This window comes from Duganella sp. Leaf61 (assembly GCF_001421905.1).
GTDB lineage: Bacteria > Pseudomonadota > Gammaproteobacteria > Burkholderiales > Burkholderiaceae_D > Rugamonas > Rugamonas zoogloeoides.
Genome location: NZ_LMLM01000028.1, coordinates 1 through 13,053 on the forward strand (window position 1 = coordinate 1; position 13,053 = coordinate 13,053).

Annotated in this window: 11 protein-coding genes; 6 read left to right on the plus strand and 5 right to left on the minus strand. The window is 63.3% G+C overall.

Features of this window, described 5'->3' with window-relative positions; all coding sequences use genetic code 11:
* Together ASF04_RS26890 and ASF04_RS15125 are read left to right on the plus strand one after the other, a co-directional pair.
* On the plus strand, positions 1-93 hold a 93-nt coding region (locus tag ASF04_RS26890; RefSeq protein ID WP_156368535.1), incomplete at its 5' end, for an IS3 family transposase.
* A 104-nt stretch (positions 94-197) separates the two neighbouring features.
* Positions 198-548, plus strand: coding sequence for an Arc family DNA-binding protein (locus ASF04_RS15125; RefSeq protein ID WP_082488795.1), 351 nt, complete (start codon positions 198-200; stop codon positions 546-548).
* A 34-nt stretch (positions 549-582) separates the two neighbouring features.
* Here the strand turns inward: ASF04_RS15125 and ASF04_RS15130 are convergent, their stop codons facing one another.
* The 4 genes from ASF04_RS15130 to ASF04_RS15145 form a co-directional block, all read right to left on the minus strand.
* On the minus strand, positions 583-1,002 hold the full coding sequence (locus ASF04_RS15130; RefSeq protein WP_056143250.1) for a type II toxin-antitoxin system HicB family antitoxin: 420 nt from the start codon (positions 1,000-1,002) through the stop codon (positions 583-585).
* 58 nt (positions 1,003-1,060) lie between these two features.
* Positions 1,061-1,240, minus strand: a complete 180-nt coding sequence (locus tag ASF04_RS15135; protein ID WP_056143255.1) for a type II toxin-antitoxin system HicA family toxin — start codon at positions 1,238-1,240, stop codon at positions 1,061-1,063.
* A gap of 209 nt (positions 1,241-1,449) precedes the next feature.
* Positions 1,450-1,917 (minus strand): DUF1854 domain-containing protein, encoded by a 468-nt coding sequence (locus ASF04_RS15140; RefSeq protein ID WP_056143258.1) that lies wholly within the window; start codon positions 1,915-1,917, stop codon positions 1,450-1,452.
* A 5-nt stretch (positions 1,918-1,922) separates the two neighbouring features.
* Complete coding sequence (locus ASF04_RS15145) at positions 1,923-4,199, minus strand: ABC transporter ATP-binding protein (protein ID WP_082488796.1); 2,277 nt, start codon at positions 4,197-4,199, stop codon at positions 1,923-1,925.
* A gap of 349 nt (positions 4,200-4,548) precedes the next feature.
* Between ASF04_RS15145 and cphA (ASF04_RS15150) the strand changes: the two genes are divergently transcribed.
* From cphA (ASF04_RS15150) to ASF04_RS15165, 4 genes are all read left to right on the plus strand, one after another.
* Complete coding sequence (cphA, locus tag ASF04_RS15150) at positions 4,549-6,726, plus strand: cyanophycin synthetase (RefSeq protein WP_056143262.1); 2,178 nt, start codon at positions 4,549-4,551, stop codon at positions 6,724-6,726.
* A 21-nt stretch (positions 6,727-6,747) separates the two neighbouring features.
* Positions 6,748-9,312 (plus strand): cyanophycin synthetase, encoded by a 2,565-nt coding sequence (gene cphA, locus ASF04_RS15155; RefSeq protein ID WP_056143265.1) that lies wholly within the window; start codon positions 6,748-6,750, stop codon positions 9,310-9,312.
* A gap of 157 nt (positions 9,313-9,469) precedes the next feature.
* Positions 9,470-10,933, plus strand: coding sequence for a catalase (locus ASF04_RS15160; RefSeq protein WP_056143268.1), 1,464 nt, complete (start codon positions 9,470-9,472; stop codon positions 10,931-10,933).
* Between the two features lie 42 nt (positions 10,934-10,975).
* Positions 10,976-12,091: a patatin-like phospholipase family protein gene (locus ASF04_RS15165; protein ID WP_056143271.1), complete on the plus strand. Its 1,116-nt coding sequence runs from the start codon at positions 10,976-10,978 to the stop codon at positions 12,089-12,091.
* On the opposite strand, the gene ASF04_RS15170 is transcribed toward ASF04_RS15165, so the two are convergent.
* Positions 12,088-12,978 (minus strand): LysR substrate-binding domain-containing protein, encoded by an 891-nt coding sequence (locus tag ASF04_RS15170; RefSeq protein WP_056143274.1) that lies wholly within the window; start codon positions 12,976-12,978, stop codon positions 12,088-12,090. The genes ASF04_RS15165 and ASF04_RS15170 overlap by 4 nt on opposite strands.
* Positions 12,979-13,053: the final 75 nt, after the last annotated feature.

Sequence of the window (13,053 nt, forward strand, 5' to 3'; positions counted from 1 at the left end):
TACATTCGCTGGTACAACGAAAAGCGCATCAAGAGCTCTCTTGGCTATCTGAGTCCGATCGAGTATCGTGAAAGCTTGGGTTTAACGATGTAAACCAGTCCAAGAAAAGGTCCGCATCCCCATTCCCAACCGTTTTGTCACTATTTTGAGAATTTCAGGCACTAGCGGCTTTGCCGCGTTGATGCCAAGATAGCGTCATGACAAACATCTATCGTAGTCAATTCCGCATGCCGTTTTCGTTGTTCGAAAAGTTGAAGGCAGAAGCTGGCAAGGCCGGCCGCAGCGTCAACGCCGAACTGGTGGGCCGGTTGGAGCGGAGCCTGACGGACAGCTCCAACGACATCGATATGCGCATCATTTTCGAGGCGCTCGAACGGCTGTCCCAGCGCAACCCCGAATTGCGCTACAGCTTTGGCGTCAACCTCGGCAACCAGCGCGACGTGCGTCCGTCCGAAATCGAAAGCGGCAACTGGACCCTGGCTGCCGATCCGGACAACCCGGTGGCGGACATGCTGGCGAAAAAACAGGCCGGGGTGCCGGCCAAGTAATATCCGAAGAGCCCAGCCGTACTTCATCCTGCCATCAAACAAGCGTGACTTGCAGCTTCTTGCCGAGCGCCTTTGCGGCCTGTTCCACGAATTCGATTTTTGACGAGTGCCCCAGATCGAACAGCCGATCGACCTGCGGCGTATGGACATCCAATGCCCGCGCGAGATCTGCCTTGCGCAGATTCTGCTCGAACATCTCGTTCCATACCAAAACCTTTGCCGTTTCGAGCGCCGGCAGCGTGACGACTGCATCGCCCACATCGGCAGTTGATGGCAGTGGAACAGGCCGCCGCTCATCGAAGTAAATCGACAGCACAGTTTCTAGCGCATCGACAGCGTTTCGCAAAGCGTCTTCCTTATCATCCCCGACAGAGTTCGCTTCGGGAAAATCCGGGAATCCCACCAGGTAGGTGCCATTGGAATCTGGCGTGAGCGTGATTGGGTAGTTCAACATGTTTGTGCCTCCAGGTATTCAGTTCAAGCACAACCGGCGCGCTCGATATTGCGTGCTGCTATTTCAGACCAAGGTCTTTCTTGATTTTCTCGACCAGCCCGACGCCGATCTCTTTCGCGCCATGATATGGAAACATGGTCCACTTACCGTTCAGGAATACCCGTTGATGGCTTCCCTTGCCCCGGCTAAACTGAGCTCCCTGCTTGAGCAGCCATCGACGGAATTCGCTGTATTTCATGGCTCATGTTCACAGGAATTGTACAACAAATATGTTGTGTTTTGGCGGGGTGTGAGATAAGGTCTGCGGGCACTCAGCCCACGTGTTGGATAGATCAAGATAGAAAAACGGCCGCTTGATTGCAACGACATTGCATCATTGGCTTGATGTGGCTCAAGCAGCCGTTTTCCTGTTGTCAAAGTCGGCCGTTGCCCACGGCCGTCAGCGGTTCAGAGGAACCGGTCCAGTATCTTCTTGCTGTGCTTGTCCAGCTCGCGCACATCGCGCACCAGGAAGTGAATGCCGTGGATGTCCGAGATCAGGAGCGTATCGGCCGTCAGCCGGCGGATGTCTTCTTCGCCGCGCAGCACGAATTCGGTGTCGCCCCGGTCGGTATTGACGGTCCAGGTGCACGGCGTGGCAAAGCTGGTCACGGCCACGATGCGGCTGATCTCGGGCATGAATTCGCGCCCGCTCAATTCTTCGCGCACCAGCGCGCCCACCGCTGCCGGCAAATCCTCGATGCGGTCGATCCAGGCCACTTCCTTGCCGTCGTGGTTGACCAGCGCGATGCCGTCTTCCGGCGCCTGCACCGGGAAGGCGCGCACCGCCGCCACGCCTTCGTGGACCACGCCATCAAGCGTGGTCAGTACCAGTTTGCCGAAGGGGTTGCGTATCAGTTCAAAGTTAATGCTCATCTGCTTCAATCCTTGCTGCCACGGTCGTCGAGGTCCGTGTCCACGTTGCGGGCTTGCGCCTGTACCAGGCGGTAGTACGCGCCTTCCTTGGCCATCAGTTCATCATGGGCGCCTTCTTCCACCACCACGCCGCGATCCATCACCACCAGGCGGTCCGCCTTTGCCAGCGTGGACAGGCGGTGGGCAATCGCAATCGTGGTGCGGCCCTTGACCAGGTTTTCCAGCGCGCGCTGGATTTCTTTTTCGGTCTCCGAATCGACCGAGGCGGTAGCTTCGTCGAGGATCAGGATCTTCGGATCGATCAGCAGCGCACGCGCGATCGAGATGCGCTGGCGCTCGCCGCCGGACAGGCCCTGGCCGCGTTCACCGACCATCGAATCGTAGCCCTGCGGCAGGCGCAGGATGAATTCGTGGGCGTGTGCGGCGCGGGCGGCGGCCATGATCTCGGCGCGGGTGGCATCCGGTTTGCCGTAGGCGAGGTTCTCGGCGATGGTGCCGAAGAACAGGAACGGCTCCTGCAGCACCAGGCCGATCTGGCGGCGGTAGTCGGAAATGGCCAGCGAGCGGATATCGACGCCGTCGAGCATGATGGCGCCTTCGGCCACGTCGTAGAAGCGGCAGATCAGATTGACCAGCGTCGATTTGCCCGAACCCGAATGGCCGACCAGGCCCACCATTTCGCCGGCCTTGATATCGAGGTTGATGCCGCGATTGACCGCGCGGTTACCGTAGCGGAAGCCCACTTCGCGCAAGGTGATATTGCCTTCCACCTTGGCCAGCTTGACCGGGTTGACCGGATCGGGCACCGACGACACGTGGTCGAGGATATCGAAAATACGCTTGGCAGCCGACGCCGATTTTTGCGTGACCGAGACGATGCGGCTCATCGAATCGAGGCGGCCGTAGAAGCGGCTCGAGTACGCGATAAACGCGGACAGCACACCGACCGTGATATTGCCCTTCGAGACCTGGTAGATACCGAACACCCAGATCACCAGCAGTCCCAGTTCGGTCAGGAACGACACGGTGGGCGAGAACAGCGACCAGATTTTATTCAGTTTGTCGTTGACTGCCAAGTTGTGCTTGTTGGCGGTGCGGAAGCGCGCCGCTTCGCGCGTCTCCTGGGCGAACGCTTTGACGACGCGGATGCCGGGAATGGTATCGGCCAGCACGTTGGTCACTTCGCCCCACACGCGGTCGATCTTTTCGAAACCGGTGCGCAGGCGGTCGCGCACCAGGTGGATCAGCCAGGCGATGAACGGCAGCGGCGCCAGCGCGAAGATGGCGAGATACGGATCGATCGAGAACAGGATCACGCCGGTCATGATGATCATCAGGCAGTCGGACGCGAAGTCGAGCAAATGCAGCGACAGGAACACGCAAATGCGGTCGCTCTCGCTGCCGATGCGCGACATCAGGTCGCCGGTGCGCTTGCCGCCGAAGTATTCGAGCGAGAGGCGCAGCAGGTGGTCATAAGTCTCGGTGCGCAGGTCGGCGCCGATGCGCTCGGAGACCAGTGCCAGCACATAGGTCTTGGCCCAGCCGAAAATCCACGCCAGCACGGCCGCGCCCACCAGGCCGGACATGTACAGCGCCACCAGGCTCGAATCGACCGGGGTGCCGTTCTGGTACGGAATCAGCACCTTGTCCATCAGCGGAATGGTCAGATACGGCGGGATCATGTGGGCGCCGGTGGACAGCAGCATCAGCAGGAAGCCCAGGCCCAGTTGCAGTTTATAGGGGCGGGCGAAGCGCCACAGGCGGAACAGGGTCCAGGTGGACGGCGGCGTGTACACCACCTTGGTGCAGACCGGGCATTCTTCCTGGTCCGGTTCCAGCGGCGCCTTGCAGCTGGGGCACACATTGGTGTCGTCGCTGATGACCGGCTCGCCGCTGGAGTGGCTGTCGCGCTGGGCGGCAAAGTGTTCGACCAGGCGGATCGCCTGCAGGTTTTGGCCCAGCGTAAAACGCCAGGCGGCCAGGCGGCCGCGCGCGGACACCAGCTCCAGGTGGCCCACGCCCGCGTGATCGTGGTGTTCCAGCGACAGATCGAACGAGAACGGCCATGCCTGCCATTGCTCCTGGCCCGGCGCGCGCGCCAGCAGGCGGGTGTTGGTAATCACGACTACACCCTTGGCGAAACGAAGTTGCTGATCCAGGTCAACCTCCAGGGCACTTACAACGTTTTCCCCTTGGGAAAGTTGTGCCTGTATATCGGAACGCCAGCGGTCGGGCAGCTCGCCGCCGACGCTCGATATGGTGGAAAGTTGTTGGCTTGTCATTGTGTGGCGTACTCCGGATTCGGGAAAAAAGCGTTGTGTGCTTGGGTGCGTGGTTAAGTGCTTACTTACATGGCAGCGACAGTGCAGGAATTCAATCGCGCATTGTCTCTGGTAAAAGTAATGAATTACGGTATTCTGTCGCTAATAAATTGACAGAAGTTAAGTCAGTACTGACTTATTTGTTGTAGCGGCAAGTATAACGCACGGACAAAGACGCTGGTACTGCTTGATGAACTTGATCAGGACACGGGTGATGCCAAATGTGATTTGGCGACAGCGATATTACAGGGTTTAAAATACGGCGCGCGGCCACGGCCCGAGCCGATAACGAAGTTATAAAGTTCGAAACATGATCAAGAAGAAAAGCATAGAAATCCTCCGCGTCGCCCATTTGCGCGGCCCCAATATCTGGACCTATCGCCCGGTGATCGAGGCGTGGCTGGACATTGGCGAGCTGGAACAATATCCGTCCAACCTGCTGCCGGGCCTGTACGAGCGCCTGACCACGATCCTGCCGGGCCTGCTCGAGCACCGCTGCGGCGTGGGCGAGGTGGGCGGCTTCCTCGAGCGCTTGCGCGACGGCACCTACGCCGGCCACGTGCTCGAGCACGTGGTGCTGGAGCTGCAAAACCTGGCCGGCATGAAGACCGGCTTCGGCAAAACCCGCCAGATCGGCACGGACACCGGCTACTACAAGATGGCGTTCCGCACCCGCCAGGAACAGGTCGGCCGCGCCGCCCTGGCCGCCGGGCGCGACCTCCTGATGGCGATGATCGAGGATCAGCCCTACGACCTGGCCGCCACCGTGGCCGAACTGACCGACCTGGTCGAAACGCTGTGCCTGGGCCCGAGCACCGGCAACATCGTCGATGCCGCCACCGACCGCGCGATTCCTTCGATCCGCCTCACTGACGGCAACCTGGTGCAACTGGGCCATGGCGCCGCGCAGCGCCGCATCTGGACCGCCGAAACCGAGCAGACCAGCGCGATTGCCGAAGGCATCGCCAGCGACAAGGATTTGACCAAGTCGCTGCTGTCGTCGTGCGGCGTGCCGGTGCCCGAAGGTGAACTGGTCACCAGCGCCGAAGCTGCGTGGGAAGCCGCGCAGGACATCGGCCTGCCGGTCGTGGTCAAACCGTACGACGGCAATCATGGCCGTGGCGTGTCGCTCAACCTGATGACCGAAGCCGACGTCACTGCCGCCTATGCGCTGGCGTCCGACGAAGGCTACAGCGCGAGCGTGATCGTCGAGCGCTTCATCGTCGGTAACGAACACCGCCTGCTCGTCGTCGGCAAGCGCATGATCGCCGCCGCCGCCGGCGAAGCCTTGTGGATCACCGGCGACGGCGTCCACACCATCCAGCAGCTGGTCGATCTGCACATCAATATCGATCCGCGCCGTGGCGAGGAAGAAGATTTTCCCCTCAGCCTGATCAAGCCGGCGGAAGCCGGCGAAACCATCCTGGAACTCAAGCGCCAGGGCATGGACGCGTTTTCCGTGCCGCTGGACGGCCAGAAGGTGCTGATCCAGGCCAACGGCAACGTCACCACCGACGTCACCGACAAGGTGCACCCGGAAGTCGCCGCCATGGCCACGCTGGCCGCGCGCGTGGTGGGCCTCGACATTGCCGGCATCGACCTGGTGGCGTCCGACATCACCCGTCCGCTGCACGAGCAGGGCGGCGCCATCATTGAAGTGAACGCCAGCCCCGGCTTGCTGATGCACCTGAAACCCGAACACGGCGAGCCGCGCAACGTCGGCGCCGCCATCGTCGGCCAGCTGTTCAAGGAGGGAGAGACGGGCCGCATTCCGGTCGTGGGCATCACCGGCAAGCATGGCACCACCATGGCCGCGCGCCTGATCGCCTGGCTGCTGCAAGTGGGCGGCAAGAAGGTCGGCGTGAGCTGCGCCGACGGCCTGTACGTGAACAGCCGCCTGCTGTCGCGCGACGGCCTGTCCGACTGGGAAACCGGCGAGCGCCTGCTGCTCAACAAAAACGTGGAAGCGGCGGTGTTCGAATCGAGCGCGCGCATGATCCTCACCGAAGGCCTGGCCTACGACAAGTGCACGGTGGGCGTGGTGACCGATGTCGCCGGCCTGGAAGACGTGGCCGAGTTCCACATCGACACCGACGACAAACTGTACAACGTGCTGCGCACCCAGGTGGACGTGGTGCTGGCCAGCGGCGCCGCCGTGCTCAACGCCGCCGATCCGCAAGTGGTGGAGATGGCAGATTTGTGCGACGGCGAAGTGATTTTCTACGGCGTGGACGAGCACCTGCCGGCCATCGTCCAGCACCGCCAGGACAGCGCGCGCGTGGTGTTCCAGCGCACCCAGGGCGACCAGCGCACCATCGTGCTGGGCCAGGGCTACGTGGACATGGTCAGCCTGCCGCTGTCGCCGCTGGTGCCGCCCGAGGCCGTGCTGGCCGCGATTGCCGCCGGCTGGGCACTGGGCCTGACGCCGGAACTGATCGCCGCCGGTTTGCGCACCTTCGATGCGAATCCGAAGCGCATCCATCACTGATACGAAAGAACAAGCAGATTTATGGAAGTCATCCGCACCCGCGCCCTTCGTGGCCCGAATCTCTGGAGCCACCACACCGCCATGGAAGTGGTTGTATCGTGCCCGCCCGACCAGCGCGCCATCGCGCAATTGCCCGGCTTCGAGCAGCGCCTGCACGCGCGCTTCCCGGCGGTCGGCGCCTTGCACGCCACCGGTGAAACCATCTCGCTGGCCAATGTGCTCGAAGCCGCTGCCTTGAGCCTGCAGGCGCAAGCCGGCTGCCCGGTCACCTTCAGCCGCACCACCGCCACGCCGGAAGAAGGCGTGTACCAGACCGTGGTGGAATACTCGGAGGAAGCCGTCGGTCGCCTGGCCGTCACCATGGCCGAGAACCTGATCAACGCTGCGCTGAACGACACCGCTTTCGACCTCGACGCCGCCTTGAGCGAACTGCGTGACCTCGACGAAGACGTGCGCCTGGGCCCGAGCACCGGTTCCATCGTCAACGCCGCGCTGGCGCGCGACATCCCGATCCGCCGCCTGACCGAAGGCAGCATGGTGATGTTCGGCTGGGGCTCCAGGCAGCGCCGCATCCAGGCTGCCGAAATGGACACCACCAGCGCCATCGGCGAATCGATCGCCCAGGACAAGGAACTGACCAAGAAGCTGCTGCACGCGGCCGGCGTGCCGGTCCCGTACGGCCGCACCGTGGAAGACGAGGCGGACGCCTGGCAAGCCGCGCAGGACATCGGCATGCCGGTCGTGGTCAAGCCGAAGGACGGCAACCAGGGCAAGGGCGTGACGGTCAACGTCAATACGAAGGAACACCTGGAACAGGCGTTCCGCACCGCCAAGGAATTCCGCGACGACGTGATGGTCGAGCGCTACCTTCCGGGCCATGATTTCCGCCTGCTCGTCATCGGCAACAAGCTCATTGCCGCCGCCCGGCGCGACCCGCCGCAAGTGGTTGGCGACGGCGTGCACACGGTGCGCCAGCTGGTGGACCTGGTCAATGCCGACCCGCGCCGTGGCAGTGGCCACTCGACGTCGCTCACCAAGATCCGGTTCGACGACATCGCCCTGGCGCGCCTGGCGCTGCAAGACCTGGAAGCGGACTCCGTGCCCGGCAAGGGTCAGCGCGTGATCCTGCGTAACAACGCCAACCTGTCCACCGGCGGCACCGCCACCGACGTGACCGACGACGTGCACCCGGAAGTGGCGGCGCGCGCGGTGGAAGCGGCGCAGATGATCGGTCTCGATATCTGCGGCGTGGACGTGGTGTGCGAAGGCGTGCTCGAACCGTTTGACGATCGTCGCGGCGGCGTGGTGGAAGTCAACGCCGCCCCCGGCCTGCGCATGCACATCGCGCCGTCGTACGGCAAGGGCCGCGCCGTGGGTGAAGCCATCGTCAATACCATGTTCGCGCCGGGCGAGAATGGCCGCATCCCGGTCGTTGCCGTCACCGGCACCAACGGCAAGACCACCACCGTGCGCCTGATCGCGCACCTGCTCACGGCCAGCGGCCTGCGCACCGGCATGACCAATACCGACGGCGTATACATCGAAGGCCGCCAGACCGACAGCGGCGACTGCAGCGGCCCGCGCAGCGCGCGCAACGTGCTGCTGCACCCGGACGTGGACGCGGCGGTATTCGAAAGCGCCCGTGGCGGCATCCTGCGCGAAGGCCTGGCCTTCGACCGCTGCCAGGTTGCGGTGGTGACCAACATTGGCGCCGGCGACCACCTGGGCCTGAACTACATCACCACCGTGGAAGACCTGGCGGTCTTGAAGCGCGTGATCGTGCAGAACGTCGCCGCAGACGGCTACGCGGTGCTGAACGCGGTCGATCCGATCGTCGCCGCCATGGCCGCCAACTGCAAGGGCAAGATCATCTACTTCGGCGCGGACGCCGGCCATCCCGTCATCGCCACCCACCTGGCGCAGGGCTGCCGCACCGTGTACGTCGCGGACGGCCACCTGGTGGCTGCCGAAGGCAAGCAGCAGGTACGGATTCCGCTGTCGGAAGTGCCGATCACCCGCAACGGCGCCATCGGCTTCCAGGTCGAGAACGTGATGGCGTCGGTTGCTGCCGCATGGGGCGTGGGTATCAGCTGGGAGTCGATCCGCCTGGGCCTGAAAACCTTCGCCAACGATTCCGACAATGCGCCCGGCCGTTTCAACGTGTTCGACTACAAGGGCGCGACCGTGATCGCCGACTACGGCCACAATCCGGATGCCATCCTGGCGCTGGTGCAGGCCGTGGAAACCATGCCGGCCAAGCGCCGTGGCGTGGTGATCTCGGGCGCCGGCGACCGCCGCGATGAAGACATCCGCCAGCAGACCGAAATCCTCGGCCGTGCGTTCGACGACGTGCTGCTGTACGAAGACGCGTGCCAGCGCGGCCGCGTCGATGGCGAAGTGGTGGCGCTGCTGCGCTCCGGCCTGCAAGGCGCGCCGCGCACGTCGCACGTGCAGGAGATTTACGGCGAGTTCCTCGCCATCGATACGGCGCTGGGCCGCCTGCAGGAAGGGGACTTGTGCCTGATCCTGATCGACCAGGTGGAAGACGCGCTGGCGCATATCCGCAAGCGTATCGCCGAAGTCTGATCGTCGGAGCAAGCAATGAAACCGGGGTGCGTCCCCGGTTTTTTATTGTCGGTAGTTATTGGTGTTATCTATGAAAGCCATAGATATTTATAGTTTTTATTTATCGTATCCAGCGTTTAAAATAGCTTCAGTCTATTAAACAACGAGGAGTCATAGCATGAGCCAGCCACCGATCACCACCGCCTCCGGCATCCCGGTTGCCGACAACCAGAATTCGCTGTCCGCCGGCCCGCGCGGCCCGCTGCTGCTGCAAGACTTCCACCTGCTTGAAAAACTCCAGCACTTCAACCGCGAGCGCATTCCGGAGCGCGTGGTCCATGCCAAGGGTTCGGGCGCCTACGGCACCTTCACCGTCACCCACGACATCACCCGTTTTACCAAGGCCAGGCTGTTCGCGAGCATCGGCAAGCAGACCGAGACCTTCGTGCGCTTCTCCACCGTGGGCGGCGAAAAAGGCAGTGCCGATACCGAACGCGATCCGCGCGGCTTCGCCATGCGCTTCTACACGGAGGATGGCAACTGGGACCTGGTCGGTAACAACACGCCGATGTTCTTCATCAAGGACGGCATCAAGTTCCCCGATTTTATCCACACCCAGAAGCGCGATCCGCAAACCAACCTGAAGTCGCCGACCATGATGTTCGATTTCTGGAGCAAGACGCCGGAAAGCCTGCACCAGGTCACCATGCTGTTCTCGGATCGTGGCACGCCGGACGGCTACCGCCACATGGACGGTTTCGGCAGCCACACCTTCAGCCTGATCAACGAGGCGGGTGAGCGCGTGTACTGCAAGTGGCACCTGAAGACGCAGCAGGGCATCAAGAACCTGCCGGCTGCCGTGGCCACCCGCATCGCCGGTGAAGATCCGGACTACGCCCAGCGCGACCTGTTCGGCGCGATTGCGGCCGGCGACTTCCCGCGCTGGGACGTGCGCCTGCAAGTGGCCACCGAAGCGGAGCTGGCGGCATGGGAACAGCGCACCGGCTGGAACCCGTTCGACCTGACCAAGGTGTGGCCGCACGCGGACTTCCCGTTGATTCCGGTCGGCGTGTTCGAACTCAATCGCAATCCCGTCAACTACCACGCGGAGGTGGAGCAGGCTGCATTGTCGCCGTCCAACGTGGTACCGGGCCTGGGCTACTCGCCGGACAAGATGCTGCAGGCGCGCCTGTTTGCCTACCACGACGCCCAGCTGTACCGCGTGGGGGTGAATCACCAGCACCTGCCGGTGAACGCGCCACGCTGCCCGTTCCACAACCAGCAGCGCGACGGCGCCATGGCAATCGCCAACGGCGGCGCGGCGCAGAACTACCAGCCGGTCGATAGCAACGGCAGCAACCCGCAAGGCATGGGTCACGGCGAACCGGGGCTGGCGCTGCACGGCGCGGCAGGGCGCTACGACGGTCGCGGCAAGGAAGACGATTACACGCAAGCGGGCAACCTGTTCCGCCTGATGCCGGCGCAAGAGCAGCAGAACCTGTTCGACAATATCGCCGGTCCGTTGTCGCAGGTGAGCGCCGAGATCATCGCCCGTCAATTGGGCCACTTCGACCAGGCCGATCCGGCTTACGGCGCCGGTGTGCGTGCTGCGCTCAAGGCGCGTGGTGTGGAAGTCGCTTAACTGCACTACAATCTCCACGTTGCCACCAACGTGGAGTACCGTTTGAACCGCACCCCCGCATCCGTTTCAAACTCTGCCCAGCTTGGCCAGGTTGTCCTGGTCCTGCAGGGCGGCGGCGCTTTGGGCGCTTACCAGCTGGGCGTCTATCAAGCCATGCACGAGGCGGGGCTGGAACCCGACTGGGTGATCGGCACGTCGATCGGCGCCATCAACGGCGCCATCATCGCCGGCAATCCACCGGAGCAGCGCCTCGAGCGCCTGCGCCAGTTCTGGCAACGCATGGAACGCAACGCGCTCGGGGTGACGTCCTTGCCGCGCAGCGTGGCCAATGCCCTCACGGTGGGGCAGGGCATTCCCGCCTTTTTCGAGCCCAACCTGTCGGCCTGGTGGAATCCGGACGCGAAGGTCGGCGTGGAACACGCGTCGTTCTACCAGACCGCGCCGCTGCGCGCCACGCTCGAGCAACTGATCGACTACGACTACCTCAATCATCAGCAGCCGCGCTTCACGGTCGGCGCGGTCAACGCCCGCACCGGCGCCATGCGCTACTTCGACAGCAGCCGCGACGTGCTCACCGCCGACCACGTGATGGCATCGGGCGCGCTGCCGCCGGCCTTTCCCGCCGTGCGCATCGATGGCGAACCGTACTGGGATGGCGGCATCTATTCCAACACGCCGATCGAAGCGGTGCTCGACGACGAGCCGCGCCGCAGTTCGGTGATCTTCTCGGTACAGGTGTGGAACCCGGACGGTACCGAGCCGCAAAGCATCCTCGACGTGCTCGACAAGCAAAAGGAGATCCAGTACGCGAGCCGCTCAAGCAATATCGAGCAGCAGCGCAAGCTGCACCGGCTGCGTCACGTGATCCGCGAACTGAGCCTGCACCTGCCGGCCGACGTGGCCGAGCTGCCCGAAGTGCGCGACCTGTCGTGCTGGGGCTGCGGCACCACCATGCACGTGCTGTCGCTGGTAGCGCCGCGCATCGGCGGCGAGGACCATACCAAGGATATCGATTTTTCCTCGAGCGGCATCAACGCGCGCTGGCAGGCCGGGTATGAAGAGGCGCAGCGCATGATCGCCCCGAGGCCGTGGGAATCGAAGGTGGATCTGATCGAAGGCGTAGCGCTGCACACGTTGCCACCACTGTCACCGGCTTAACCCGCAGCGGCCCCCAGCACTTCCTCGCACACGTCGAGCCACGCGCGCGCCGCGTGCGACAGGTAGCCGCCTTGCCACACGTGGGCTGGCTGCCATGGCAGCGCCGGTTCCACCAGCCGGACCGCATCCAGCGGGCCGGAGGCCAACCGGCCGATGAACGGTTCCGGCAGCAGCGCCACGCCCATGCCGGCTGACGCCATTGCGACCAGCCAGTCCCATTGCCCGCTTTGCGCCGCCACCTGCGGCTCGAATCCGGCTGCGCCGAATGCCGCGCGCAGGCTGCGCGTGAGCGCGAAATCGTCGGTGAGCAGCACCAGCGGCAATCCGTTCAGCGCCTTGAAGGGCAATGTCGCCCGTCCCTTGCGGAACGTGCCTTGCGCGGCCAGTGCCCATAACGGGTAGCTGGCGATGGTGGCCGTTTGCAGTGCCAGCGCCGGATCGGCCGGCAGCACGGTCAGGCCGATTTCCAGCTCGTCCGCTGCTACCTTGCGTTCGATGGCCTGACCCGTGTCTTCCAGCAGCGTGAGGGCGATTTGCGGATGGCGTTCGCGGAATGCCTTCAACACCGGCGTAAACAGCAGGTTGATCATGGGCGGGATGCCGACCGTGAGCTGGCCGCGCTCCACCGTTTGCGTGTCGTGCACTTCCTGCGCCAGGCGCCGCATCGAGGCCAGCATGTCTTCGCCGCGGGCATACACCACGCGGCCGATGTCGGTCAGCGCCAGTTTGCGGCCGTCGCGTATCAACAGCTGCGCGCCCGTTTCCTGTTCCAGCTGGCGCACCATCTTGCTGATGGTGGACTGGGTGACGTGCAGCGACTCCGCCGCCTGGGTAAAACTGTTGAGGCGCACGGTTTCGACAAAATAGCGCAGCGAGCGGAGGTCCATGAATAAAGCGACTGGAGAACAGGAATTTAAGTCATAAAGCGACTGACTCGGCAATTCTATACTGAAACTCTATAA

Excerpts from the sequence above, each read along its gene's own strand:
- ASF04_RS15140 (WP_056143258.1), bottom strand. The coding sequence starts at position 1,917 with ATGAGCATTAACTTTGAACTGATACGCAACCCCTTCGGCAAACTGGTA.
- ASF04_RS15145 (WP_082488796.1), bottom strand. The coding sequence starts at position 4,199 with ATGACAAGCCAACAACTTTCCACCATATCGAGCGTCGGCGGCGAGCTG.
- cphA (WP_056143265.1), top strand. The coding sequence starts at position 6,748 with ATGGAAGTCATCCGCACCCGCGCCCTTCGTGGCCCGAATCTCTGGAGC.
- ASF04_RS15160 (WP_056143268.1), top strand. The coding sequence starts at position 9,470 with ATGAGCCAGCCACCGATCACCACCGCCTCCGGCATCCCGGTTGCCGAC.
- ASF04_RS15130 (WP_056143250.1), bottom strand. The coding sequence starts at position 1,002 with ATGTTGAACTACCCAATCACGCTCACGCCAGATTCCAATGGCACCTAC.
- ASF04_RS15125 (WP_082488795.1), top strand. The coding sequence starts at position 198 with ATGACAAACATCTATCGTAGTCAATTCCGCATGCCGTTTTCGTTGTTC.
- ASF04_RS15170 (WP_056143274.1), bottom strand. The coding sequence starts at position 12,978 with ATGGACCTCCGCTCGCTGCGCTATTTTGTCGAAACCGTGCGCCTCAAC.
- cphA (WP_056143262.1), top strand. The coding sequence starts at position 4,549 with ATGATCAAGAAGAAAAGCATAGAAATCCTCCGCGTCGCCCATTTGCGC.
- ASF04_RS15135 (WP_056143255.1), bottom strand. The coding sequence starts at position 1,240 with ATGAAATACAGCGAATTCCGTCGATGGCTGCTCAAGCAGGGAGCTCAG.